Source organism: Candidatus Glassbacteria bacterium (assembly GCA_019456185.1).
Lineage (GTDB): Bacteria > Gemmatimonadota > Glassbacteria > GWA2-58-10 > GWA2-58-10 > JAJRTS01.
This window is the reverse complement of record VRUH01000130.1, coordinates 1-2,288: the sequence shown is the minus strand read 5'-3', so window position 1 is coordinate 2,288 and position 2,288 is coordinate 1. Positions and strand designations below refer to the sequence as shown.

The following is a 2,288-nucleotide window of genomic DNA, read 5'->3' as shown; positions in this document are numbered from 1 at the left end:
CATCGCCCAGGCGCGCGAGGGCGTCCGTGCGGCCTCTGAGGCCCTGCGGCTGCTGCGTGGCGCAGGTGCTGATGACAAGGAACTCGCCGATGCTCTTCTTACCCTGCTTCAGTCCGAAGCCGATCTCCAGGATGCAATCGCAGATCAGGCAGAGGAGCTGCGAGACGCCACCGCCAACCTGCGCGAAGCACGCGCCCACGGTGATCCGATCGTCGCGGCAAAAGCCAGCATAGACCGAGCCCAAAGTAAACTGCGTTCGGCCGAGACAGTGGCGGAGCGCAAAAATGCACTCGCCAAGATGATCCAGGCCCAGGATCAGTTGGATCAGTCCTTGGCTGACCTCGCCGTAGCCAGAATCGGCTTCAAGATCGCCCTCACCGAAGACCCGGTGAAACAGGCCACTTTGAAAGTTCGGCAGACGGACATCAAAGTGAGGAATGCCAAAGGTAGGCAGGCGACCGTTAAGGCGCGTACTCGGCGGCGAGAAGCCATCCGACAGCGGCGTGACACGATCAACGACGAGCGCATCAAGGACCTGCAATTCGAGCACAGCATCGACCTCATCACTGACCAGCAGTTGCTCGCAGGTCTGGAGCGCATCCTCAAGACCGGCAGGCTCAGCAAGGAAACGAGACGCCGGGTACGGCAGGAAATCCACCAGCTGAAAAACGAAACGGACGACTTTGGCGATCTGGAGCTGGCGGTGGGCAACATCAAACTGCCGACGATCTATGACATTCGCCGAGCGATCGGCGGTGGGCTCGACCAGCAGCCGACCACCGTCTACAACGACAATTCGACCAACACGATGCACGCCACTATCAGTGGTGGCGATTCCGATCGGATTCTGACGCTTATAGGGGATACCTTCGATCGCTCCACTCGTAATTCACGTCGGTCAGCGGGAAGGATTCCCAGACGATGAGCAGAGCTATAGACATTGCTTGGGCTGCCGGACTTTTCGAGGGCGAGGGCAACTTGTATTTGCAAAAAACCCGCCCCGGACCGCCACAACCACAAATGTCACTCTCGATGACTGACCCTGACGTTGTGCAGCGTTTTCGTGACATAGTGAACTGTGGCAATATTCGTATCCATGAAGATCAAAAGCACCCCCATTTTAAACGGCAATATAGGTGGCGTCTTTGCAGTTGGGAGCGTGTCTCCGAGGTTGTGGACTTGTTCAAGCCATATCTCGGTGAACGTCGTTTGGAACATGTCAAGGTATTCGAGGCGGCTCGCGACGAACCTCGGTACGGACACCGGCCTAAAATGAAGTGCAAGCGAGGTCATCCCATGACCGAGGCAAACACACTCATCGTGAATCAGGCGAACAACAACGGCGTGCATCGAAAATGCCGTCAATGTGGACGGGAACGCAAGAAAGAGGAGTATTGGCGTAAGAAGGAGGCCGTTCATGGCCCGTAACGAATTCGAGAATCCAAGTAATGCTAAAAAATATTCGTGGCAAGTTAACCATTCGACTGAGGATGATGTCGGCAAGGCGCGCACGGTAGAGAGCAGCGCCAACACGGCCAACACTGGGCTCAACCCCCAGCAGGCGGATGACCAACCGCTGCTCCTGAAGTATGCCGGAACAATTTTTCACAAAGCACAGCTGGAAGAAATGATCGGCTGGTTCAACCTTTGTGCTACTCAGACGATTTACTTCCATGACTTCGCGGGGGAATCCTACGAGGTCCTCATTACATCATTCAAGCCAGTTCGCCATCGCACTATTCATAACCCGAAGGATTTTGCGAATGCGCCGTTGTGGTTCTGGAAGTACACGATTGAGATGCGGGTCGTCCGCGTGATCGATGGCGTCTGGGACTCGGTGGTAGTGTGATCCCTGACGCTACCACCCTTCCCGCTACCGCCGTAAACTCGACTCAGGCCACCCTCAACGGTACGGTCAATCCTAAGGGTCTGTCTGCGAAATATTGGTTAGAGTGGTGGCGGGCCGCAGATCAGGTGCGGGGGGCAGCGCTCTGGCTAGATGCTTCGGCGATTACCGGGTTAGAAGACGGCGACCCGGTGGCAACCTGGGTGGATCAGTCGGGGCAGGGCAATGATGTCACACAGCCGATCGAATCGAGGCGCCCTGAATACAAGGTCAACGTACTCAACGAATTACCGGCGGTGCGGTTCGACGGAGCCACTGAGTATCTACGCACCAGCGCTCAGGTGGATATGAGCAGCGGCATGACGATAATCGCTGTAGGCAAGAACCGGATTCGTCGGAGTTACAATGGCTGGGTAAAAGTAACTAACCAAGACAGTTTGAG

General features: G+C 56.1%; 3 protein-coding genes. All 3 read left to right on the top strand.

Annotation, left to right across the window (positions count from 1 at the left end; genetic code table 11):
- The first annotated feature begins 921 nt into the window (after positions 1–921).
- Positions 922–1,428, top strand: a complete 507-nt coding sequence (locus FVQ81_18400; GenBank protein ID MBW7998502.1) for a hypothetical protein — start codon at positions 922–924, stop codon at positions 1,426–1,428.
- Complete coding sequence (locus FVQ81_18395) at positions 1,418–1,849, top strand: hypothetical protein (GenBank protein MBW7998501.1); 432 nt, start codon at positions 1,418–1,420, stop codon at positions 1,847–1,849. Before FVQ81_18400 ends, FVQ81_18395 begins: the two co-directional genes overlap by 11 nt.
- Positions 1,846–2,288: hypothetical protein (locus FVQ81_18390; protein ID MBW7998500.1), on the top strand; the 443-nt coding region annotated here is incomplete at its 3' end. The genes FVQ81_18395 and FVQ81_18390, both read left to right, overlap by 4 nt.

Bases quoted from the DNA above. Each gene is read 5' to 3' on its own strand.
- FVQ81_18400 (MBW7998502.1), top strand. From the start codon at position 922: ATGAGCAGAGCTATAGACATTGCTTGGGCTGCCGGACTTTTCGAGGGC.
- FVQ81_18395 (MBW7998501.1), top strand. From the start codon at position 1,418: ATGGCCCGTAACGAATTCGAGAATCCAAGTAATGCTAAAAAATATTCG.